Annotated in this window: 17 protein-coding genes; 10 read left to right on the forward strand and 7 right to left on the reverse strand. The window is 52.2% G+C overall.

Features of this window, described 5'->3' with window-relative positions; all coding sequences use genetic code 11:
- Nucleotides 1-582: 582 nt before the first annotated feature.
- From hlyD to WG68_RS16300, 10 genes are all read left to right on the forward strand, one after another.
- Entirely contained in the window at nucleotides 583-1,623 is a 1,041-nt protein-coding gene (hlyD, locus tag WG68_RS16255) for a secretion protein HlyD (protein WP_046558771.1), read from the forward strand.
- 1 nt (nucleotide 1,624) lies between these two features.
- A complete protein-coding gene (locus tag WG68_RS16260; protein WP_046558772.1) occupies nucleotides 1,625-3,400 on the forward strand; it encodes an ATP-binding cassette domain-containing protein in 1,776 nt (591 codons plus the stop codon).
- On the forward strand, nucleotides 3,397-4,566 hold the full coding sequence (locus tag WG68_RS16265) for an ABC transporter permease (protein ID WP_046558773.1): 1,170 nt from the start codon (nucleotides 3,397-3,399) through the stop codon (nucleotides 4,564-4,566). The genes WG68_RS16260 and WG68_RS16265 overlap by 4 nt, the downstream gene beginning before the upstream one ends.
- Before the next feature lie 4 nt (nucleotides 4,567-4,570).
- Nucleotides 4,571-5,689, forward strand: a complete 1,119-nt coding sequence (locus WG68_RS16270; RefSeq protein ID WP_046558774.1) for an ABC transporter permease — start codon at nucleotides 4,571-4,573, stop codon at nucleotides 5,687-5,689.
- Nucleotides 5,686-7,224 (forward strand): efflux transporter outer membrane subunit, encoded by a 1,539-nt coding sequence (locus WG68_RS16275; RefSeq protein ID WP_046558775.1) that lies wholly within the window; start codon nucleotides 5,686-5,688, stop codon nucleotides 7,222-7,224. Before WG68_RS16270 ends, WG68_RS16275 begins: the two co-directional genes overlap by 4 nt.
- 350 nt (nucleotides 7,225-7,574) lie before the next feature.
- Nucleotides 7,575-8,768 (forward strand): lipid A deacylase LpxR family protein, encoded by a 1,194-nt coding sequence (locus WG68_RS16280; RefSeq protein WP_046558776.1) that lies wholly within the window; start codon nucleotides 7,575-7,577, stop codon nucleotides 8,766-8,768.
- 250 nt (nucleotides 8,769-9,018) lie between these two features.
- Nucleotides 9,019-9,690, forward strand: a complete 672-nt coding sequence (locus WG68_RS16285; protein ID WP_083981937.1) for a TetR/AcrR family transcriptional regulator — start codon at nucleotides 9,019-9,021, stop codon at nucleotides 9,688-9,690.
- A 2-nt stretch (nucleotides 9,691-9,692) separates the two neighbouring features.
- A complete protein-coding gene (locus WG68_RS16290) occupies nucleotides 9,693-11,054 on the forward strand; it encodes an efflux RND transporter periplasmic adaptor subunit (protein ID WP_046558777.1) in 1,362 nt (453 codons plus the stop codon).
- Nucleotides 11,051-14,143: an efflux RND transporter permease subunit gene (locus WG68_RS16295; RefSeq protein ID WP_046558778.1), complete on the forward strand. Its 3,093-nt coding sequence runs from the start codon at nucleotides 11,051-11,053 to the stop codon at nucleotides 14,141-14,143. Before WG68_RS16290 ends, WG68_RS16295 begins: the two co-directional genes overlap by 4 nt.
- Before the next feature lie 48 nt (nucleotides 14,144-14,191).
- Complete coding sequence (locus tag WG68_RS16300) at nucleotides 14,192-14,674, forward strand: cytochrome c (protein ID WP_052749142.1); 483 nt, start codon at nucleotides 14,192-14,194, stop codon at nucleotides 14,672-14,674.
- A 313-nt stretch (nucleotides 14,675-14,987) separates the two neighbouring features.
- On the opposite strand, the gene WG68_RS16310 is transcribed toward WG68_RS16300, so the two are convergent.
- The 7 genes from WG68_RS16310 to WG68_RS16340 form a co-directional block, all read right to left on the reverse strand.
- Nucleotides 14,988-15,179 (reverse strand): hypothetical protein, encoded by a 192-nt coding sequence (locus WG68_RS16310; protein WP_046558780.1) that lies wholly within the window; start codon nucleotides 15,177-15,179, stop codon nucleotides 14,988-14,990.
- Between the two features lie 27 nt (nucleotides 15,180-15,206).
- The gene (locus WG68_RS19685; RefSeq protein ID WP_161796374.1) at nucleotides 15,207-15,779 is read right to left on the reverse strand and encodes a hypothetical protein; all 573 of its coding nucleotides are present in this window, start codon (nucleotides 15,777-15,779) and stop codon (nucleotides 15,207-15,209) included.
- A gap of 215 nt (nucleotides 15,780-15,994) precedes the next feature.
- Nucleotides 15,995-18,448 (reverse strand): glycoside hydrolase family 31 protein, encoded by a 2,454-nt coding sequence (locus tag WG68_RS16320; RefSeq protein WP_046558782.1) that lies wholly within the window; start codon nucleotides 18,446-18,448, stop codon nucleotides 15,995-15,997.
- A 2-nt stretch (nucleotides 18,449-18,450) separates the two neighbouring features.
- Nucleotides 18,451-20,391, reverse strand: coding sequence for an alpha-amylase family glycosyl hydrolase (locus tag WG68_RS16325; RefSeq protein WP_046558802.1), 1,941 nt, complete (start codon nucleotides 20,389-20,391; stop codon nucleotides 18,451-18,453).
- 116 nt (nucleotides 20,392-20,507) lie between these two features.
- Nucleotides 20,508-21,716 (reverse strand): EAL and HDOD domain-containing protein, encoded by a 1,209-nt coding sequence (locus WG68_RS16330; protein WP_046558783.1) that lies wholly within the window; start codon nucleotides 21,714-21,716, stop codon nucleotides 20,508-20,510.
- 108 nt (nucleotides 21,717-21,824) lie between these two features.
- Nucleotides 21,825-23,063: a DEAD/DEAH box helicase gene (locus tag WG68_RS16335; RefSeq protein WP_046558784.1), complete on the reverse strand. Its 1,239-nt coding sequence runs from the start codon at nucleotides 23,061-23,063 to the stop codon at nucleotides 21,825-21,827.
- 159 nt (nucleotides 23,064-23,222) lie between these two features.
- Nucleotides 23,223-23,555 (reverse strand): hypothetical protein, encoded by a 333-nt coding sequence (locus tag WG68_RS16340; protein WP_046558785.1) that lies wholly within the window; start codon nucleotides 23,553-23,555, stop codon nucleotides 23,223-23,225.
- Nucleotides 23,556-23,732 lie beyond the last annotated feature (177 nt).

Raw genomic sequence — 23,732 nt, forward strand, 5'->3', positions numbered from 1 at the left:
AACACCGTGGTATTTAAAATATGTGCTTGGCGCTAAAGTCAGTAGATATGTCAATCGATACGACCAAGGAGATAAAATCGCTGTCCCCCAGTCATATTCGCGCTAATTGTATTGAAGACCTCTGGCAAAGTTGTGATGAAATGGTTCGCCTAAGTAAATCAAATTTGAAGAGTAGAGTGACTTTAAACAGTAACTCCATTTACATCGCGGCCCCCTTTCCGCACTTAACCTCTTGCAAAAAGTCAATGCAGTGATAAGATAGTAATCAGTTACTATCTTATGGGTGTGTGATTAATGAGCGGGCATCTCAATTACTTATCTGCCTGTGAGAGACGAGCAGTCGCTAGAGAGGTCGTAACCGACTTAACAGTCGCGCTAAGTTCTAAAATATCTCGACGACTATCGCACAGCACTTGAGACCTCTTAAGATCTCCGTGTTTCGTCATTTTCTGTTCAAGGAAACCATCTTGTTGCAGGCAATTATGCATTCTTTGAAGGCTGGCAACGCGATACGTTTCTACCATGATGCACCGAGTATGTTTTCACCTATCGTCGAGGTATTTGCTACGTAGAGGCCGAGCAATGAAAATCAGTGATCTCTCCAAAACAGTTAAACGCATACTCGTCATGGCGACAATTGTGATCTTCGCGAGTGGTATTGTCTTGCTTTGGATGCATCGCGCAGCCACGGATGATAGCGTGCTGCGTTTGTACGGCAACGTTGACATTCGGGAGGTGCAGTTGGCTTTCCGTCAGTCTGGGCGCGTGACTGAAATGGCTTTTGATGAAGGCGATGCCGTACGTGCCGGCGAACGCATGGCGGCGCTTGACGCGCAACCTTACCGGGAAGCACTTGCGGCAGCGCAAGCCCAAGTGCAGGTTGCGCAGGCGGAACTGGCCAAGCTGCGCCACGGCTTGCGCCCACAGGAAATCACTCAGGTAAGCGAGGCGTTCAAGCAGGCGCAAGCGCTCGCCATCGAAGCTGAGAGCAACTTTCAGCGGCAGAGTCGCCTGCTAGCATCGGGCGCCAGCAGCCAGCGTACGGTCGATGCCGCCCACACAGCACGAGATCAGGCCGCCGCTAGCGTCGAAGCAGCCAAAGCTGCTCTGTCGCAAGCATCCGAAGGCTTTCGCAAAGAAGACATTGCTGCGGCCGAGGCTCGTCTTGCGGCCGCGCAGGCTGTCGCATCGCAATTTGCTACCGCCCTGGCGGACACCGAATTGATGGCGCCGAGTAGAGGAACTGTCATCGCACGGGTGCGTGAGCCGGGAAGCATGGTCGGGAGCCAAAGTACGGTTTACAGTCTGAGCCTGGACAAGCCTGTTTATGTGCGCGCCTATGTGGGGGGGCGGGATTTGGGACGCATCGCGCCTGGAACCGCAGTAAGCGTCAAGAGCGATTCCTCCGACAAGATTTATCGTGGTCAGATCGGCTTCATCTCACCACGCGCTGAATTCACACCCAAAACGGTGGAAACCGCAGATCTACGCACGGACCTAGTGTATCGCCTGCGCATCGTCATCGACGAAGCCGAAAGCGACACCGCGCTGCGCCAGGGCATGCCGGTAACGGTCGAGATTGATGCTAAATCCGGTCCCAGTTCCCACACAGGTGAACGTTAAGATGCAAACGAACCCTTTTGTTGCAGCTACGCCGAAGAGCGAAAGCGAGGATACCACTGCCGTAATCATCGAAGGAGTGGATAAGCATTTTGGCAAAGTACAGGCCCTGCGGGACTTGAGCGCACGCATCCAGTACGGGCGGCTGACGGGGCTGGTCGGCCCTGACGGCGCTGGAAAGACGACGCTAATGCGGATTTTGACCGGCCTATTGGTGCCCAACGCCGGCCACGTCACCTTGGCGGGGTACGACGTCGTGCGGGACAACGACGCCATTCATGTCGCCAGTGGCTACATGCCGCAGCGCTTCGGCCTTTATGAAGACCTTACGGTGATGGAAAATATGCGCTTATATGCGCAGTTGCGTGGCATGGACACAAACCGCAACGCCGATTTGTTCGACGAGCTGCTCGACTTCACCCGGCTTGGCCCCTTTACCAAGCGTCTTGCCGGAAAGCTCTCCGGTGGTATGAAGCAGAAGCTGGGTCTAGCTTGTGCGCTTATGGCGCGACCAAAGGTTCTGCTGCTGGACGAGCCCGGCGTGGGAGTCGATCCGGTCAGCCGCCAGGATTTGTGGCGCATGGTGCAGGCGCTGACCGATGAGGGCATGGCCGTGGTGTGGTCTACCGCCTATCTTGATGAGGCCGAACGCTGCGAGAGCGTACTGTTGCTAAACAAGGGGCAACTCTTGTTCGATGGCCCGCCACAAGAACTGACTGCGCAACTCGAAGGTCGAAGTTTCCGTCTGGAAGACGTCGGCTCTGAGCGCCGGGCGGTCCTGACCGAAGCACTCAATCTGCCCACCGTGAGCGATGGCGTAATCCAGGGGGCCGGGGTACGGATAGTGCTGCGCGACGGCGCGCAAGTGAAGCAGATCCAGGCGCTGGCCGATAAGGCGAAAGTGCGGCTTACTGCAGTGCCCGCGCGATTCGAGGACGCCTTCATCGATTTGCTCGGCGGCGGTCCCGGCGGCACTTCAGCTTTGGCCGAGCGCTTATCGCCAGTCGAACTCGGCTCGGATATTGCCGTGTCATGCCGTAATTTGACCAAACGCTTCGGCGATTTCACAGCCACCGATAATGTCACTTTTGAGGTGCGAAAAGGCGAAGTCTTTGGCTTGCTCGGCCCCAACGGAGCAGGCAAGTCCACTACCTTCAAAATGCTGTGTGGGTTGCTTAAACCCAGCCATGGCGAAGCGCAAGTGGTGGGGCACGATCTACGTCTGGCTACCGGCGAGGCCAAAAGTCGGCTTGGCTATATGGCGCAAAAGTTCTCACTTTATAGCATGCTCTCGGTGCGCCAGAATCTAGAGTTTTCTGCCGGAGTTTATCAATTAAATAGCTATACACGACGTAAACGTATCGAAGAAATGATCGACACATTCGTTCTAAGTGATTGGTTGTCTGCAGCACCTGACTCTTTGCCATTGGGACTCAAACAGCGTCTAGCGCTGGCGTGCGCACTGATGCATCGGCCCCCTGTGCTGTTCCTGGACGAACCGACGTCTGGCGTGGATCCCATCACCCGGCGTGAATTCTGGACTCACATTAACGGCTTGGCGCGCAAGGGCGTGACAATCATGGTCACCACTCACTTCATGGACGAGGCTGAGTACTGCGACCGAGTGGCAATGCTCTATCGCGCGCGTCTGATTGCGTTGGACACCCCAGATGCGCTCAAGCGGCTCGCCGCCAATGCCAATCGGCCGGACCCGACAATGGAGGATGCCTTCATTCATCTGGTGGAGTCGGCCGATCGAGAAATGGAGTCCGCCGAATGAACGCCACGTCACAACCCAAGGACGGAGACGGCGCGCTGCAGGCCAGCGTGCGCCGCTTCGATATGCAGCGCCTCATTGCACTTGTTTACAAGGAAAGCCTGCAGGCGCTGCGCGACCCCTCGACGCTGTTGATCGCCTTCGTGTTGCCGGTGGTCTTGCTGCTGCTATTCGCCTATGCAGTGTCGTTGGATGCCAAGAACGTTCGCGTCGGGGTGGTACTGGAATCCCCCGGCGCCGCTGCACAAAATCTGGCTGCCGCCTTTTCGGCCAACCGCTTTTTGGATGCACATTTTGCCCATGATCGCCGCGAAGTTGCCGACAAACTGATTACTGGCGAGCTGCGCGGCTACGTGGTGATTCCACAGGATTTCGAGCAGCGCTTGGTTCAACCGGGCAGTCAGCCGCTGGTGCAGATCATTACTGACGGCTCCTACCCCAATACCGCCAACTACGTCGAAAACTATGCCCGCGGTGTGGTCCAAAGCTGGCGCGCTGGACTTGATGTTGCAGCGCCAGCGCAAGCCTTAGTGCTGGAGCCACGCTACTGGTTTAACCCAGAGCTGGAGAGCCGCCGGGCGCTGATCCCCGGTGCGATCGCAATCGTCATGACCATTATCGGTACCATGCTTACCGCGCTGGTGGTAGCTCGTGAATGGGAGCGCGGCACCATGGAGGCGGTTCTGTCCACGCCAGCCTCGGTCGGGGAAATCCTGATCGGCAAACTGTTGCCGTACTTCGTGCTCGGCATGCTGTCCACGCTGGGTGCGACAGCGTTGGCCGTATTCGTGTTTGGCGTGCCGCTGCGCGGCTCGCTGTCGGCATTGCTGATATTGTCAGCGGTATTCATGGTGCCGGCGTTAGGACAGGGCCTACTCATTTCGTCGCTGGCTCGCAACCAGTTCCTGGCTGCGCAGATTGCGCTTTTCACAGGTTTCCTTCCGGCCTTCATGCTCTCCGGCTTCCTGTACGAAATCGACGCCATGCCGGCACCGATCCGGGCTATTACCCGACTGGTTCCAGCTCGCTACTTTGTTGACTCACTGAAGACAGTGTTCCTAGCCGGAGACATCTGGGCGGTATTCCTTCCCAACTTGGGAGCAATGATGTTGATCGGATCGCTATTCTTCATGATCGCCAAGCGTGCGACGCGCAAGAATCTGGAGTGACGCTATGCTGACCTTCACATTGTCTTTCACCCGCTTACGTGCCCAATTCATTAAGGAAGTGCTTCTCGTCCTGCGCGATCCGCGAAGCCGCATGGTGGTGTTCGTGCCGCCTATCCTGCAACTGCTCGTATTTGCCTTTGCTGCAACGCTTGAAGTGAGCAATGTGGATATCGCCGTTTACAACCAGGATGCGGGCCGCTGGTCGCACGAACTGGTGCAGCGTTTGGATAGTTCCCGTTTTATCAGTCACGTTCGACATGTGGATAGCCAGCGGCAGTTGCACGAGCTGATCGATCGGGGAGAGGTGATCGCTGCTCTCGCCATCCCGATGGATTTTTCGCGCACGATTGCCGCTGGCGAAAGTGGACGTGCGCAGGTGTTGGTCGATGGACGCCGCAGCAATTCAGGCCAAATCACCGTCGCCTATCTGTCTACCATCGCTGCCGAAGTCGCCGCCGAGGTTACGCCTGACGCACAAGTGTCGATACCTGTGCTTGTGCGTCATTGGTTCAATCCGAACCTCGTTTACCGCTGGTTCATTGTTCCTGGCCTCGCCGGCATCTTGGCGCTATTCAGCGCGTTGCTCATCACCTCGCTGTCGATTGCGCGCGAACGTGAGCTCGGTACCTTCGACCAATTGCTGGTTTCTCCTACCTCGACGTCAGAAATCATCATTTCCAAGTCGCTGCCAGCGCTAGCGATCGGCACCTTGCTTGGTCTATTCATGGTCAGCGCAGGTGTATTCCTATTCGGCATTCCCTTTACCGGGTCGTTCGGCCTGTTACTGGCCAGCTTGGTGCTATTCATTCTGTCGGTGGTCGGCATTGGCCTGATGATCTCAGCAGTCAGCATGACGCAACAGCAAGCCATTCTGGGGGCGTTCGCCATTGGCGTGCCGGCAGTGCTTATGTCCGGCTTTGCGACGCCGGTGGAAAATATGCCGGAGGTCCTGCAGTGGCTGGCCCAAGCTATTCCGCTGACGCACTTCCTCATTATCGTCGAGGGCAGCTTTCTCAAAGCCATGCCGCCAAGTGATATTCTCGCCAGCATGTGGCCGTTGGCGGTTATCGCCTTGGCCACACTGACGATGGCCACCGTATTCGTCCGAGGACGCCTGCAATGAAACCTAATACCCACACTCCCTTTTCTCACGTAGCCGCCACTAAATTAGTCCCAGAGCGCTTGCGTCCGCTCGAATTGGTCTTGTTCTGCACGCTGCTGACTGCCTGCGCGGCCGTAGGCCCTGACTACCGCGAATCGCCGCCGGTCGACATTGGCAGCAGCTGGACCTTACCGCTGGCAAGCGTATCAGAATCGGCGGATTTGACACACTGGTGGTCAGCTTTGGACGATCCGGTGCTTGATCGCCTGCTGGCCACTGCACTGGCGCAAAACCTCGACCTGCGCCATGCCGCCGCACGCATCGACGAGGCGCGCGCCCTACGCGACCGCGTGGCAGGCCAAAGACTGCCCACCACCAGCGTAGGCGCTAGCGTCAATCGACGCCGGCAAAGCGAAAACGGCCCTTTGCCCATAGGCACCATTCCGGGCCTTGACGCCACTCAGACCATTTACGACGCAGGTTTCGACGCGGCCTGGGAGGCTGATCTATTCGGTGCCAAGCAGCGGGCTCTGGAAGGCGCCAGCGCCCGCTTGCAGGCGACCGAAATTGAGGCACATGGCGTACGCATGCGCATCGTCGCAGAAGTCGCCCGAACTTGGTTCACAGCCGTTGGCTCCAGATTCGAATTGCACGCGCAACATGCCACGCTGGACACGTTGCAGCAGACTTTGGAGTTAGTGCGCCTGCGGCATGCATTGGGCGATGCGTCTGCTGCCGACGTGGACGCAGCTCATGCCGAATGGGCAGGTGTCAACGCGCACTTGCCGGATATCGAGGCGCGTCAGCGCGCGGCGGTGCTCGCTCTGGGCGTGCTGCTGGGCGCACCGCCAGAACGTGAACTGGCGCTGCTCAACAGTCCATTGACTCCTTATACGCTGCGTGCGCTGCCGGTAGGCGAGCGCGCCGACGTGCTGCGTCGTCGCCCTGATGTTTTGGCCGCGGAGCGACACCTAGCTGCGAGTTCCGCAGATATAGGCCTAGCCACGGCTGAGCTGTTCCCCAAACTTTCCATCGGAGTCGGCGGCGGGTTCCAGGCACTCAGCACGGGCAACTGGTTCGATGCATCCAGTTCGCGCTTTTCCATCTTGCCGCTGATTTCCTGGCGCCTGTTCGACGGAGGCCGTGTACGAGCTGAAATTCGGGCGCGCGAGGCGGTCGAGCGGCAGGCCGCGCTTGCCTACGAACAGGCTGTGATTGCAGCGCTGGGTGATGCCGAACGCGCGCTGGGTGACTACTACGGCGGGCTGGAAACACTTGAGCGCAGCCAGATAGCACTGGATGCGGCGCGCGCCAGCCACGTCCACGCCAAGACGCGCTACGCCGCAGGCGACATCGCTTTTGTTGAACTGCTGGTGGTCCAGCGTAGCTTACACGATGCCGAAACCGCAGCCATGCACGCGCGCACCAGCGCAGCCATGCAATTGGTGGCGCTGTACAAGGCGCTCGGTGGCGGTTGGGAAGTGCCCGCAGCGCCCCCGCTGGACGCGAATCCGGCCCGGGCTGGGACCCGAGCGCAACCGCGTGCACCACATTGACAAGATCTTGATTCAACAGAAGGAGACCATCATGCAAGTCAACGTTGGAAATATCGACCGCATAGCGCATCATCTTCGGGCTGATCCTGCTCAGCGTGCCGTTGTGGCTGTATCCACCTTGGCGCTGGCTGGGACTGAGCACTTGCCCAATGCGAAAACACAAGTGATCACAGTTTTTTGAGTGGTAGCATGAGAATTCACCGGATCGTGCTTCATAGTCGATTGCAGCATGGCTCTATGTTTCTCCAGCTGATTTTGAATTGTCCAGGTGTAAATAGGATGCTAAGGAAGCTTTTAATACTCTCGAATGGTTCTGCATCGGCGAGGCTGTTAGTGGTGCACGCATCTTGATGCAACAAAGTAGTCAATATTCCCGCTCGTTGGGCATCAAAGTGTGGCGACAGATGCCGCAGGCTAAAGTATTGGCTGCCTGCGCGTTGCTCGGCCCGTTTGCCGCTTGCAGCACGGAACTCACGCGCTCGCCCGACCTGCGCTGCCTGCCAGAACAAACCGTGCACTGGAGAGGTGGCACCTTGCGCCTAGAAAACGATTTGTTCACCGGTACCGATAGAAACTACACCAACGGGGTGGCGTTTACAGTGGTTTCTCGTGATCTGCAAGGCGCACTCCGCCCGGAGTGTTTACCTCAGCCGATTGGTTGGTACGCTCGTTTTATCGGTTGGGCTGATCCCGAGTTCTGGCGTGAGTCTGGCGCCCAGTCGGCTTCGCAAAATGTCGTCGTCCGCTTTGGCCAGGCCATGTATACTCCCGAAGACAAAGCGCGCTTCGATCTGATTCCAGAAGATCGGCCGTATGCTGGTTTATTCTACCTGGGGCTGGCGTGGAATCGCCGTGTCCACCCCCAAGCAGCCAATTACGAAATGCTGGACGTGCGCGAGTTGACACTGGGTGTGATCGGCCCCTGGTCGATGGCAGAGCAATCTCAGGACCTGGTACATCGAGTACGTGGAATCGATCTTTTTCGCGGCTGGGATAATCAGTTACGCAACGAACCTGCGTTTCAGATGGCCATGGAGCGCAAGTTCAAGCCGTACAGGGAGGGAGCTGTCCGTCCTGGCTGGGGTAGCGACGTAATCGGTAGCTACGGTCTAAGGGTTGGAAACATTGAAACCGCCGCCAGTACTGGCCTGGAATTGCGCACGGGCTGGAATATCCCAAACGACTTTGGCAGCTATCCGATCCGTCCTGGAGCAGAAAACCGTCCGCCTTCAAACGTTGCCAGTCTGCGTACAACAAATCCGCAAGCAACCCAGGCACCAAAACCTGGAACTCATGCTTTTCTAAACCTGGAAGTTAAAGCTGTTGCATGGGATTTCACTCTGGACGGAAATATGTTTCGGTTCAGTCATAACGTCGGCCGACGACCTTGGGTCGCTCAGGCTGCTGTAGGCATTAGTAGTCAATGGGTATTTGTCGGACGTGGCGTGCGGCTGGCGGTGATGCGTGTTTGGAGAACTCGTGAGTTTGACCAGCAAACAGGCAGCCATACTTTTGGTTCAGTTGCACTGAGCCTGGAGTTCTAGAGATACCACCGACTCTTCGCTGCACCAAAAAATGAAAATAATTCATTAGCAAAATCAAGGGAGTGTTTCGCAAATCATATTGTGAAACTTAGTTGATTTGTTCCTGTAGTCCCAGCTACATGCTATGCAAAAAGGATTGACATAGCTGTTTTTAATCTACAACGGAAGTGTTGACTTTGAGCACGCGCGAACCATCTGCGGCAAAGCTCGATTCCATTATGCATTTTTTACTGATAGTTAAAAACTATTGATGTCAGAAATCAAACGATTTAAGATAGTAATCTATTACTATCTTAAATCGGAAAAAACAGTGCCTATTAGAACTAATCTCTCCTCGGAAGAGCGTCGCGAGAAAACTGTTGAAGCTGTGATAAGTCTATGTGCAGAAGATGATCCAGCAAATATTACTACTTCAGAGATCGCGAAACGGATGAAGGTGACCCAAGGGGCCTTGTTCAGGCATTTCATAAGCAAAGATGCCATCTGGGAGTCAGTGATTGGTTGGGTGGCAGAGCGTGTAATGCAACGACTTGATAATGCAGCCAGCGAAGTTGAAAGTCCCTTATCTAAATTGCAGGCAATGTTCCTTACTCACATTGAGTTCATAAAAAAACATCCAGGTGTGCCTCGTTTATTACTAGGTCAGCTGCAACACTCCCGCTTAACACCGGCCCGTAGAATGGTGCAATCACTACTTGGCCGTTATCGCGAAAGAGTAGTACAGCAACTTGCGGATGCAAAAGTTAGTGGAGAGTTGCGGCGGGATCTTGATATTGAGGTAGCTGCTACACAGTACATCGGAATGATACAAGGTCTAGTAGTTCAGTCGCTTCTGATAGGTGATATGGATTATTTAGCTCGTCAGGCCCCGAGTGTATTTGAGCTTTTTTGCCATGGAATTTGCGCAGAAGCTGGAACTTAGAAATGAAAGATTGGTTTCACAAATATGTTAAACATGCGCCCGTTTTGATTGGTCTGGCATTAGGACTTATTCTGATTGCCATATTCATCGCTAATCGACAATCCCCTGCAATAGTTGCTGACCAAGAGCATGCATCTGTAGTTATGGTTATAGAATCTCGCATTTTGCCATTGCGCTTAGAAGCACGGGGCCATGGAATATCAAGGCCATCAGAAACATGGCGAGCAATCGCTAATGTATCTGGTCGCGTTGTGGAGCGTCATCCCAACCTGGAAAATGGAGCGATGCTGACTCAAGGGACTCTACTTTTGGCTCTGGATCCAAGTCGGTATGAGCTAGCGATTGCAGATGCCCAAGCTGATATTGATGGCTTGAAAGCGGAAATGAATAAGTTAGACACTGAAAGGGAGAATACTCTTCGGCTTCTTGAATTGGAAAAAATGCGTCTGGAATTATCCGAGATGGAGCTTTCCCGGTTTGAGCAATTGTCCCGCACCGGCACTATTACTCATACTCAACTTGACGAACAACGCCGCTTCACATTAGCCCAACGTCAGGCTGTGACGGCACTGGAAAATGTACTGGCCCTGTTGCCAACCACAATAAATCGATTAAAAGCTCAACAGGAGCGTGCTTTTATACGTCTAGGTCAAGTAAAACAAGATCTTAAGGATACCCGCTTTATCGCTCCTTACAACATACGTCTTGGTCCGGTGGATGTAGAGCTTCATCAGTTTGTCGGTACTGGGCAGTACCTTTTTCAGGCTGATAATGTAGATGCAGCAGAGGTCGAAGCACGCATTCCGTTTTCCATGATGAGGCGCCTGCTGGGCAATGTTGCCAATCCATTGCCAGGGGCGAAGGATATTAGTGAACGTATGGACCTGTCTGCTCTTGACGCTGAGCTGCAGCTAGTTGGTGCTGAGGGCGTGAGCTGGACAGGAAGAGTAGTACGCGTAGCAAGCGGCCTCGAGCCTACCACCCGAACTATGCGAGTAGTGGTTCGTGTTGATTTTCCTTATCGCGATGCGTACCCACCTGATCACCCTCCACTTCAGCGTGATATGTACACCCGCGTGCGACTTTCCGTATTGAGTGCAAGCCCACAGATGGTGTTACCAGTAAGCGCGGTACATCAAAGTGAAATATGGCTAGTAAATGAAGACAACCGCCTGATACGCCGCCCAGTGGTTGTGGCTTTTGAACAGAACGGTTTGGCTGTCATCGAGTCAGGGTTGGCACCCGGCGAGAGAGTTGTCGTTGATGATCTGCCGCTTGCCCGCGAAGGCATGTTATTAGCACCCCGCCAGGATGAGCGCCTGCAACAGAAAATAGCATCCCTTGCACTGGGATCGACACTATGATCCGCTGGTTTGCAGGACATCCAACCGCCGCCAATTTGTTGCTACTTTTATTAATTGCAGCTGGGCTATTTGCCGCGCCACACCTTAAACGTGAAACGTTTCCCGACTATCGTCCTGTTGAGGTATCGGTTGATGTGATCTATCGGGGGGCTAGTGCAGCTGACGTTGAAGATGCTATATGTCGTCGTCTACACGATGCCGTTAAGAGTGTTGATTATCTTGATGAGTTTGTCTGTGTTGCACAAGATAATTTGGCTAGTGCAACTGCCAAGATGACATCGGGAGGTGATTCTCTTCGTTTCATTAATGAGCTACAGACTGAAGTTAATGCCATAAAAGACCTGCCCGCCCGAACTGAAGCACCTGTAGTGCGAGAGCTACACCGCAGTGACTTGATTGCTGCCGTAGCCATCACAAGTGAAATGTCTAAGCAACAACAAGAAGACTATGCGCTGAGTTTAGAACAGAAAATCATGAAACTTCCCGGCGTTGCTCGCGTGTATATACAAGGTCAGTCGCAGCGCCAATGGCAAATTGAAATTCCCCGCGAGGTATTGGCACAACACGGATTATCAGCGCGAGAACTGGCCCGGCGTGTATCCAGTCAAAGTATTGACTTACCATTAGGAACTCTGGAAACGTCCAATAGAGACATCCTGCTTCGTTTTACCGACCAGCGCCGCTCGCTATCTGAACTGGCTTCACTAGTGATTATCTCAGAGGCCGATGGGGGGGAGCTAACACTAGGGCAGATCGCAACTCTGCGTGAAGGTGGTGAGAAGTCAGAAGATAAAATTCATTTCAATGGCAGACCAGCTGTGGTGCTAGAGGTACACAAATCGCTTCGAGGCGACGCTCTGACTGTAAAAGATGCTTTAGAAACGTTGCTGGCTTCTGAACGTCTGCGCTTCAATGGCCAGATCGAGCTGGCAATCACGCAGGACATGACCAGCATCGTTCGTGACCGTCTTGAGATGTTGGTAGAGAATGGCATCGTAGGACTCATTCTGGTTGTCTTGGTAATGAGCGTCTTTTTTCGTCCAAAGTTGGCACTTTGGGCCGTGTTAGGTTTACCTGCGGCTTTCATGGGTGCCTTTATAGTGATGGCTTTAACCGGCTTAACGCTAAATATGATGACATTGGTAGCTTTATTAATGGCTATTGGTATTGTGATGGATGATGCAATCGTAATAACCGACAATATTGCGACTCATGCCAAAGAAGCTGCATCACCACTAGAGGCTGTTGTCTTAGGCACGCTGCAGGTGCTTCCTGGAGTACTTTCATCATTCCTGACGACGGTTGCGGTATTTGCTCCACTGGCTTTTCTCGCAGGTGAACTGGGGGCCGTACTTCAAGTATTGCCTGTGGTACTAATTGCAGCCCTGGCAGCAAGCCTGGTGGAGGCATTCTTGATCCTACCTCATCATCTCAAAAGTAGTACTTCTGAATCAGGGAATGAAAAAGAATCAAGTTTTCGCAGGCGCTTCGACCAAGGTTTTGAAACTTTCCGCGAGCGCGTTGGAAAACTGGCTGATAGGGCAGTTCAGTTTCGACTCTGGGTCCTGGGAGGTGTATTAACATTAATGCTAGGTTCCGCCGGATTTATTATTGGCGGTCATATAGGCAGCGAGGCAATGCCCGCCATCGATGGTGATGTGTTGGAAGCTCGTATATTGATGCCCCAAGGTACTCCCCTTTTACGCACCGAATCTGTGGCTAAACAAGTTGAAGCTGCAATGGAAAGACTAAGCAAACGTTATACACCTTTGCAAGCAGGTGAGGCGCCCTTGGTTAACGCCATTCAGGTTCGATTTAATCACAACCCCAGTGCGCGTGAAGCAGGTGCGCATGTGGCGACAGTGATTGCGGATCTTCTAACCGCAGAGCGACGCAATGTTACTCTAGATGAGTTAACAACAGCATGGATCGAAGAAATTGGCCATATTGCTGGCTTAGAACGATTGATCATTCAGGAACCTGGATTTGGCCCCGCGGGCATCCCTGTTGAGATACGCCTACAAGGGGATAATCTTCAGACACTTCATGTTGCAGCTCGCGAGCTTGTTTCACATTTAGAGAATTATACTGCCGTTTACAACGTAACCGATGATCTCCGCCTTGGCAAACCGCAGCGCACCTTTTCTTTGGCGGAAGGTGGGCACGGTTTAGGATTGTCTGCTGAAGACGTTGCCTCTCAGTTACGCGCAGCGTTCCTTGGAGAAGTAGTCGACACGCAACGTATAGGTGATCATGATATTGAAATCCTCGTTCGACAGGGACAGGCAGACCGAAACAGCCTTGATGATCTTATCGACTATACCATCATTCTTCCTGATGGTAACCGAGTGCCGTTAGAGGTTGCTACAACAGTTCAGGAACGTCGAGATTGGGCACGAATTATCCGTATTGACGGTCGTCGCACTGTTACTGTAGAAGCGAATGTTGATACGCGCCTGTCCAGTGGACAAGCCATCGTTAATAGCCTTAACAATGCGTGGTTGGAATCGTTCAGATCACGTCATCCGGATATTGATGTTAGCTTTGAGGGTCAGACAGCTCGTTCTGCGGCAACTGGCAGCTCCATTGGTAGGGGGCTGTTAATTGGTTTGATTGGTATCTTTGTGATTCTCTCATTTCAATTTCGCAGCTATGTGGAGCCATTGATTGTTATGTTGTCTATCCCACTGGCTTTTATTGGAGCACTGTGGGGGCACGTATTTATGGGGTATTATATTTCCATGCCATCCTTGATCGGCGCAGCGTCACTGGCCGGTATTGTGGTCAATAATGCGATTCTATTGATTCAATTTATCAAAACGCATCGACAACGGGGGATGGACGTAATTAAGGCCGCAGGCCAGGCCAGCCGTGACAGACTCCGAGCAATCCTTATTTCATCAAGTACAACCATAGTAGGATTGCTGCCATTACTCACAGAGACCAGCACTCAAGCGACAGCTATAAAGCCCTTTGTCATCTCTGTGGTATTTGGATTGCTAAGTGCAACGGTTTTAGTAGTTCTCGTAATACCCGCAGTATATGTGTTATTCGATGATTGGGGATTGGCCAGGGACCCACAAGAATAAATACATGCAATTTATAAAGTAAGCGCTTGGAAATAGGAAGAAAAATAAATGATATTGTGTAATAAACCCACGTTGTTTCGGTTGATGATAACGATAATTTTTTTGCTACTGCCATTCATTGTTTACAGTGGTGAATCAACTAGGGAAGATATTCAGCTGGGATCCTATGTAATCAAGCCGATGGCGCTGAAAGGCATCATGCAACTGTTGGCAACTGATATGTCGAAAATGACTGATGCAATTTCCCGAGAAGAATGGGAGAAAGTTATAGGCATTGCTGACCGTGTTGCGGATCATGAGCAGCCACCTCTTGCTGAAAAGATGCGCATTTTGACATTTCTTGGAGCTGAGGCTAACAAGTTCAAAACCTATGACAAAAAGGTTCACGACGCGGCTGTCGAAGTAAAGCAAGCCGCTCAGCAGGGAGATGGTTATCGTGTAATAGAATCTTTTTCAACAGTACAGAAAAATTGTCTTGCCTGCCATCAAGAGTTTCGTGATCGATTCCAAGCACATTTTTATAAGCAATAGCTGGTATTGTGCATTCTGATTTATCAGAAAACTGATCCTCTCGCACACAGATATGCATTTCCTGCACCATGCATTAGCCCTGCAACTGTTGTACTCAGAGCAGCTGCATTTTCTAACAGAGGATGATCCTTTATATATAGCGGCAGACAAAATGGTGACCATTGCTCAGCTTGCCCGCAAGCTTTTTACTGAATACTATGTAGACCAGCAAGAAAATAAGATAACTATCGGTACTGTAAGCATCCCTTAGACTTTGGCAAAGGCCATGTTAAAAACAGGCGGGTCAGTAATAACGAGGGTTCCTTCTGCATAATCAGTCTTTGTCGATTTTGTCTTGTTTTTCCTTTTTGGCATTACCAACTGCTATCCCTAAAATCAAACCAACACAGATACCGACAGCCACATTTTCTATTGCCACACCAAAGCCTGAACCTACTGCAAGTCCGATACCCAGCCAGAATACTTTTGGGTTCGATATTTCACCTTTTTTGTGCCATTTGCTCATTTGTTTTTCCTGTGCAGTGATGACCGTTTAATACACATGACCTTTCTCAATGGTTAAATTAGTTAAATTTAGAAGGTACAAGCACATTTCGACATGTATTTCTGCCGCCTTGTCACTACCAGGACTCCACAGGTTCCAAGCTTGGTAGTTATTACCGCTGGCCATCTCAAAAATCCATCGGGCACCATCCATGCCGATAATTTCTTCATCAGGCTCATAGACCCAATTATCGATTTTTTTCGCGATAGCCCTCAGCTTACTCGCTTCTTCATTTGTTAAGATACGGTCTTCTCTTATCTGAATATGGCCTGGCGAATAACCACCCGCCCCAGATAGCTGCCTGGCTTTTAGAACACAGTTTTCATCACAATCGACTCGAACAACTATTGGTGCATGAAAGCTTCGCAACCAGGTAAACCGATAAATTTCTGTTTCTACAAGCAGGGATATCGGCGTTTCTTTAGCTGCTTGCAAATGCTCTGAAAACCACTGCCTCTCAAAAGAACTTAACTCCGACCACTCTGGAAAATGTTCTTCGTTCATTGTCGAAGCGCAAGCAACCAGCAATAGAACTGTAAGTCCTGCTAAGATCGATTTCACGTATTTACCTCAAGCATGAAGCAATCAAAAGTGGTCAGTGGCTGAGAAACATCCAACTAACTGCATTAACGTTACGCAATAAGCTACAATTAAGCAACATAATTACAGCGTGATATAAGGTACGGAGTGGCAGGAGGAAAACTGACCAAACAACAACCTAAACAAAACTCAGGTTGTCGTTTGGCACAGGCAATTTATGAAAAAGTGTTAAAGGCTTACCGCACCTGCAGTTGCAGCTTCTCACCATGCCAGTGAGTTTTAATATGCAGCTGCTTGCTGGCTTTATCGTAGTAAGCCACATTTTGCTGGCGGGCAAAGCGCTGGGGTTGGGCGACGATGGCAATAAACTCACCATTTACTGTGATACGGCCGGCTTTGGCAGTTTGGTTATGCAACACTACCGTTAGCTCGCGGCTGGCGGGTTTGCCGCTGTAATCGCCACCACTGCGGCTAAATTCCAGCTTCAGGCTGTTATCATTCCCCTCGGCAGAAGAATTCCCACCATTAGAATCCAGAGCATAAAAGTTTAATAACTCAAAGTTACCCTGCTCGCTGCTGTTGGCGCTAATGCCATCGTCTTCATACATCTGGCCTTTGGCACACGTTACAGTGCTGTCGGCATAATAATGCACGGTGAGATTTTTAGAGCTGTAATCCTTTGTGCTGGCCATTGGCTGCACCATCGGTACAAAACTGCCGGCTTTTACCAGTACCGGTATAGTATCAATGTTAACCGGCACCTCGGTCAGCTGGCCGCCCTGATAGCGTTTACCACTGAAAAAGTCGAACCAGACGCCCTCTGGCATATTCACCGGCCAGCTGCGCACGCCGGGCTTGGTTACCGGTGCCACTAAAAAGGCATCACCCCACAGATAGCTGTTGGTTTCGTCCATAAAATTAGTATTGCTTTCATCCAGGAAAAACAACGGCCGCATTAACGGCATGCCGGTCTGGCTGTGCTGCCAGGCCATGGTATAGAGGTAAGGTAACAGCTGATAACGCAGGTTCAGGTAAGGGCGCAGGGTGTCGATCACCTGCTTGCTGTGAAACACCGGCTCGGGCGCGATATGCTCCTGGGCATGCGGCCGGTATACCGGCTGAAATACGCCATACTGCAGCCAGCGGATATACAGCTCGGGGTCGAAGGTTTCGCCGCCGGCAAAACCGCCTAAATCAGAGTGAATATAACCAAAACCAAACAAGCTCATTTGTAGCGCTAATTCTACCTGCGGTTGCAGGCCGCCCCAGCTGCGGTCAACATCGCCGGTCCAGGGCACCATACCATAACGTTGCGACCCCAGGCTGCCGGCACGCATCATTACAAAAGGCCGGGTGTCAGCAAAGTTACGTTTATAACCGCGATACACCAGCTCGGCCCAGCGATGGCCGTAGGCGTTGTGCAGCTCATCGGCACTGCCCAGCAGGTGCTGAGTATCAGATGGGTGTACTTCCGGCTCGCCTAAATCACCCCATACCCCGGCCACGCCCTGTTCGGCCAGACCTTTGTATATTTGCCAGAACCAGTCGGCCGCCACCGGGTTAAACACATCAATTAAGCCGGTATTGCCAAAGTAAAAGTCAAAAGTCTTGGGCGAGCCGTCCGGCGCAGTGGCCAATACCCCGGCCGTTACCGCCTCTTGCCAGCGCTTCGAGCTGGTCAACACAAAAGGCTCGGTCACTAAAATGGTGTTAACCCCGTCGGCTTTAAAATCAGCCAGCATTTGCTCCGGCTCAGGAAAGGCATCCAAATCCCAGGCCAGGTTACCCATATGGCCCTGAATATCCGGGCCAAACCAGTATAAATCCAGCACTATCGCATCGAGCGGCAGGCCGAGTTCACGGTATTTTTTAACCACCGAGCGTGCTTCGGCCTCGGTGCGATAACCAAAGCGTGAGGCATAACTGCCCAGGGTCCAGCGCGCCGGTAACGGTGGCTTGCCGCTGACGGTCAGGTAATTGTCGATAAGCTCAGGGAAGCTGTCGCCCGCCACCACGATATAAGCACTGCGCCCGCCCATGGCACTGAATTCCAGGGTGTCGGCGGCAGTTTTGCCCAAATCGATATGGCCGCTGGCCGAATTATCAAACAACAACATATATTTGTTGCTCGACATCACCCCGGCCAGGCTGAAATACATTTGCTCTGACGCGGTACTGTAACCATAGTGCGCTTTGTTATAAAGCGGCAGCCGGTGGCCACGGCGGTCCATACCCAGCACCCGTTGGCCGGCACCAAACAGCTTTTCCTGCTCGGTTAGGGCAAACTTAAAACCTAATTGCACGCTGTCACGCACAAAGCCGGGCTGCTCTGCGGTAATTAACTGATCACCCTTATAAAAACGTAATTGCAATGGCGATTTGGCGACCTTGATGCTCATATCCGCTGAGCGATACACCAGGTGATCGCCCTTATCAGCCACAGTAAGCGTCAGCGGAGCAGGCGACTGGCCAATCGCGAACGACGGTAACTGCTTCACCCCGGCCGGCTGGTAATGCACTTCAGCCACCAGGGGCTGATAAAAGGTAATGGCCAGCTGGCCCTCATTTGTGGTGATCAACAGCTGGTTCCCCAGCTGACGGTGCGACTGATAGTCGGCAGCGGCCAGGCCAAAGGTAAGCAATAAGCCAGCAGCCGCAACCAGGCGGCTTAACATTCCAAAATAGCGCATCTTTACTCCTGATACTGCACGCGATACACCACTGAACCCAGCGGTGGCAGGGCAATATTAACCCGGCCAACACCATTTGTAACCCGCAGCGCGCTGGCACCCTCGCCTAACTGACCTGCCAGGCCGTGAATGCCATCGGCCAGTTGCCACTGCTTAATCAGATCGGCAGGCAGCAGCAGCTCAAACTGACTGCTGTGCTCAGCATTAAAATTACTGACCACAATTAATTGCTGCGCGTCGCTGTAGCGGGCAAACGCCAACTGCTGTTCACTATAGGCCGTGTTATTGGCCAGATTTTCAGTGTGTAACTCGTAATAGTCACCCAGCAGCGCGGGTGCACTGGCACTAAATTGCATTAGCCGGGTATAAAAGTCGCGCAGCGCTACTTCGTCAGCAGTAAGGGCGCCACCGTCAAATTTACCGCCATTCATCCAACGCTGATGATGTGGTACGCCAATATAATCAAAAATGCTGGTGCGGCTCGGCTTGCCAAAACCGGCGTCTTCGGCACCGGGCTCGCCCACCTCCTGGCCAAAATACAGCATGGTAGGTGAAGTACTGATTAACGCCGATACCACCATAGCCGGCATGCCTTTGCGGGCGTCACCGGCAAACGCCGGGCTGGCAATGCGCTGCTCGTCATGGTTTTCCAGAAAATGCAGCATATGGTGCTCAATATCGGCCATCCGTTGCTGGGTGGCAACCAACGCCGAGGTTGGCCCTGTGCCCTGCATCACCAGCTTTAAGCTGTCGTAAAACTCCACCTTGTCATACAGATAATCCATCAAACCCAGTTTAATGTAGTCACGGTATAAATCGGGCTGATACACCTCGGCCAGTAAGAAGGCATCAGGGTTAACCTGTTTGATATGCGAGTTTAAATAACTCCAGAACTCTACCGGGACCATTTCGGCCATATCGTAGCGGAAACCGTCTACCCCGAAATCCAGCCAGCACAAGGTAATATCACGAAACTGCAACCAGGTTTGCGGTACCTCCTTGCCCTGCCAGAACTGATAATGCGCTTGCCAGTCTTTTTCAGCATAATCTGCCGGTAAGCTTGCAAAATCGTAGCTGCCATCCGGCTGTACACCAAAGTTAATTTTTACCGTTTCGTACCAGTCATCAAACGCCGGCTGGGCCGCACGGGCGCCATTACCAGTCCATTTTGCCGGTGTTTCGGCAAACTGGCCATCAGCTGCCGGATGGGCGTCGCCGCCTAACACTTGGTAATCGGCCGGCCACTGTGGCACCTGAAATGACGAGCCGGGAATATAGTAAAAGTTGTTGTCGCGGGCATACTCAACGCGGGTATCGTCATCTGCACCAAAATCGGCTACCCCATCCGGCTTAGCCAGCGACTGATAATCGCGCGCCACATGGTTCGGCACAATATCAATCAGTACCAGCATGTCGTGGCGGTGAGTGCGCTCAATTAACGCCTTAAATTCTGCCAGGCGGTTAGCCGGGTCTACCGCTAAATCCGGATTAACGCTGTAGTAGTCTTTTACTGCATAAGGTGAGCCGGCGCGGCCTTTTACCACATCAGGGTCGTCCAGGCTGATGCCATAGGCGCTGTAATCCCGGATCACTGCATGGTGAGGTACCCCGGTATACCAGATATGGCTGGTACCGAGTTCTTTAATGCCCGCCAGCGCCTCATCGGTAAAATCGTTAAACTTGCCCACACCGTTTAGTTCCAATGTGCCCCAGGGCTGATTAGTGGTAACAGTGTTACCAAACAGCCTGGTAAACACCTGATATATCACTGGCTTGCCATGCCGTCCGGTCGCACTGAGTTCCACTATGGGCTCGGGATCTGCCGCAATTTGTGTTTGCTCAACCGGCGGTTGGCCACAGCTGGCGATGCCAACTGCCGCTATCGCAGCCAGCAAAAGATTAATCCGGGGACGAAAAGTGTTGGTTTTAGGTTGTGTTAGCATTTCGGTATACCCTGCCACTGTCTTAACCCAGTAACTTACCGCAGAATAACCAGAAATGACTGCCTTTTTTTGGTGCATACGTATGCAAGTTGTCTGACAAGCTTGTGGCGCGGGGGTTAACTAACCAGAATACTGTCAGCCCAACGCACTGCCTGCTGATATACATCGGCTAACTCGGCAATGCCGCTGATTTGCTGCTCTAAAGTTAGCGTTGCTTCCCAATCACCGCGCTCAAACGCCAGGCATAGCTGCAACATCTGACCCAGCAAGCCGCTTTTCGCCAGCAAGGCTTGTTTAATCTCTTCTTGCAATGGTAATTGCTGCAGCATTACCGGCTGCGGTTGCTCTATAATTTCATGCACATTCGAGAATAAACCAGTTAGAAAAGCACTGGGCGGGTTATTAGACAGGTGCTTCTGCACTGCCAGTAAGTCGCAGAAGCGGGCCCGAATTAACGCTACGGTCAACCGCTCATCTACCCCGCCATCCGCCAGATTGGCCAGTGCCAGCAAGGCAATAAACTTTTTCAGCTCCGGCTCGCCCATCGATACCATTGCCAGTTTTAAAGAACTGATTGGCTGGCGCGCTGCAAACTGGCTATTATTGACAAAACGCATTAATTTATAAGACAAGCCAACATCGCGCTGACAAATTCCGGCCAACAATTCAAAATCCAGCTCAACTTTCGAAGCCTCGGCAATTAATGCCAGCAAATTGGCTTTGCTGGAACTGACTTGCTTTTGTTTCATCATCTCTGGCCGGGCAAATAAATAGCCCTGAAACAAATGAAAGCCCATCATTTTCAGCTTTTCAAATTGTTCGGCGGTCTCCACCTTTTCAGCCAGCAATACCAGGGTGTACCCGGCTATTCGACGCAAATAGCGGCTTATTTGCAGCAGGTTAAACTGCAATACGTCTACTTTTACGTAAGTGATATAGGGTAAAAACTGATCCCATTTCGGGTCAAAATCATGGTCATCCAGCGCCAGTTTGTAACCCTGGCTATGCAGGCTCTGGCACACGGCAAGGAGCTCAGGGGTAGCCGGCACGGTTTCCAGAATTTCAATTACCGTGCTGGTCGGGTTAATAGAAGTAGGAAAGCGGTGTAACAGGGTATCAGCAGAAAAATTAATAAAGGCAGGTTTATCACCGGTAATGCTTTCGACACCCAGCAACAAATGGTGCTGCATCAAAAGCTTACTGGTGGCTTCATCGGCACCTATGTCGGGAAAGCTATTGGCCTCGCCATCGCGAAATAGCAGCTCGTAGCCGTACACGGTTTTTGCAGCATCGAAAATAGGCTGGCGGGCAATATAACCATACATAACTCAGCAACTCCATTACCTCTGACTAACCAGTATATGCGGAATTACTGTAATAACAATATCGCGCCCAAACTAATCGTAGTGGTTGGGCGCAATGTGACGTTATGGTTAGCTGCGCGGTGAACGCCGGCCGTCCCGATGCTCGGTTTTTGGCTTTTTCGGCCGGTATGGTTTGCTGTCTGTGTTACTTGCTGGCAGCTGTTGCACCGGTTCAAAACCCTCCACCAGCTGGCGTGGGATCTGCTGCTTGGTTAAGCGTTCAATGCCGGCCAGCTCTTTCGACTCATCGGCACAGACCAGTGAAATGGCCTGGCCAGACTTACCAGCGCGGCCGGTACGGCCAATGCGATGTACATAATCTTCTGCCACATGTGGTAAGTCAAAGTTGACCACCTGCGGCAGCATATCAATATCTAAACCGCGGGCCGCGATATCGGTTGCTACCAGCACCCGGATGGTACCGGCTTTAAACTCAGCCAGCGCCTTGGTGCGGGCGTTCTGGCTTTTATTGCCGTGAATGGCCAGCGCACTGATACCGGCCTTTTCCAGCTGTAGACTCAATTTATTGGCCCCGTGCTTGGTGCGGGTAAATACCAGTACCTGGCGCCAGTCATGCTGTTTAGTTAAGGAAATTAACGCCGCGGCTTTCTGGTTTTTGTCCACCGGATAGACCCACTGCTCTATTTTCTCCACCGTGCTGTTCGGTGGCGTTACCGTTACTTCCACCGGGTTATGCAACAAGCCCTTCGCCAGAGTGCGAATTTCATTGGAAAAGGTGGCAGAAAACAGCAGGTTCTGGCGCTTAGCGGGTAACAGGGCCAGGATTTTTTTAATATCACGGATAAAGCCCATGTCCAGCATGCGGTCGGCTTCGTCCAGCACCAGTACTTCCAGCTGAGTGAAACGCATGGCATTTTGCTGGTACAAATCGAGCAGCCGGCCCGGGGTGGCAATCAGAATGTCCACACCTTTGCGCAGCGCCATCAGTTGCGGGTTAATACTTACCCCACCAAACACCACCGCTGAGCGCAGCGGCAGGTATTTACCATATACGCTAACACTCTCGGCGATTTGCGCTGCCAGCTCACGGGTTGGAGTTAAGATCAGCGCCCGCACCTGGTTCGCCTGCACTTTACGGCCCTGGCTGCTGCCTTCGCTAAGCATTTGCAGTAATGGCAGAGTAAAGCCGGCGGTTTTACCGGTACCGGTTTGCGCGGCAGCCATTAAGTCGTGGCCAGCCAGTACAGCAGGAATAGCCTGTTGCTGAATAGGTGAGGGCGTGGTGTAACCCTTGTCGCTGATGGCTTTTAGAATATCGTTAGAAAGGTTTAAATCAGTAAATTGCATGCGTTATCCCGCAATAAAGGCTGCGAGAAAAATCTGCCGCAGCTGCAGTGGCCCTCGTTTTGAAGGGCGTGCAGCTTACAGGATCTGGCCGCTATTAGCCAATAATCCTGTTACAACCGCAAAACTACCTTGCTAACCCAGGCTTTAACTACAACGGGTCTAATATTGCGTTTCATCGGATACTGTCATTGCGCTTGCAGCAGGCATTACCACACATTCAAACCCCCAGCCACGCTGCTTTGCCACAAAATCTGCCGCCTGCTGCTCGCAATAACCCGCATCGTTTTTTGCCTGCCACAGTACATTGGTTGTGCCATCTTTGCTGTAGCGCACTTCACAAGGCAGCTCACCCCCTTGTGGGTATACGACCGCAATCACCCGCACCGCCTCACCCAACTGGCAATGGGTACGCTGCCCCGGCGGCTCTTTCGCCAACAGCGGGCTAATGAACAAAAAGCCTGTTACTAATGCACTTGATAAAACCAACTTCATTAAACTACTCCTTCTCCAAGAAAACCAGGATCAGTATAGACCAGCTTTTGTTAGCAGCAGAATTTGTACTTAGATGGCGAGCGAAGATAATGGACAGGCACCGAAGATCATGGACAGGCACAACAGAAAAGATCTGATCAATTATCCGTCCCATCACAGATGTTGATGTTTAGATAC

This window comes from Arsukibacterium ikkense, assembly GCF_000987775.1.
Classification (GTDB): domain Bacteria; phylum Pseudomonadota; class Gammaproteobacteria; order Enterobacterales; family Alteromonadaceae; genus Alishewanella; species Alishewanella ikkense.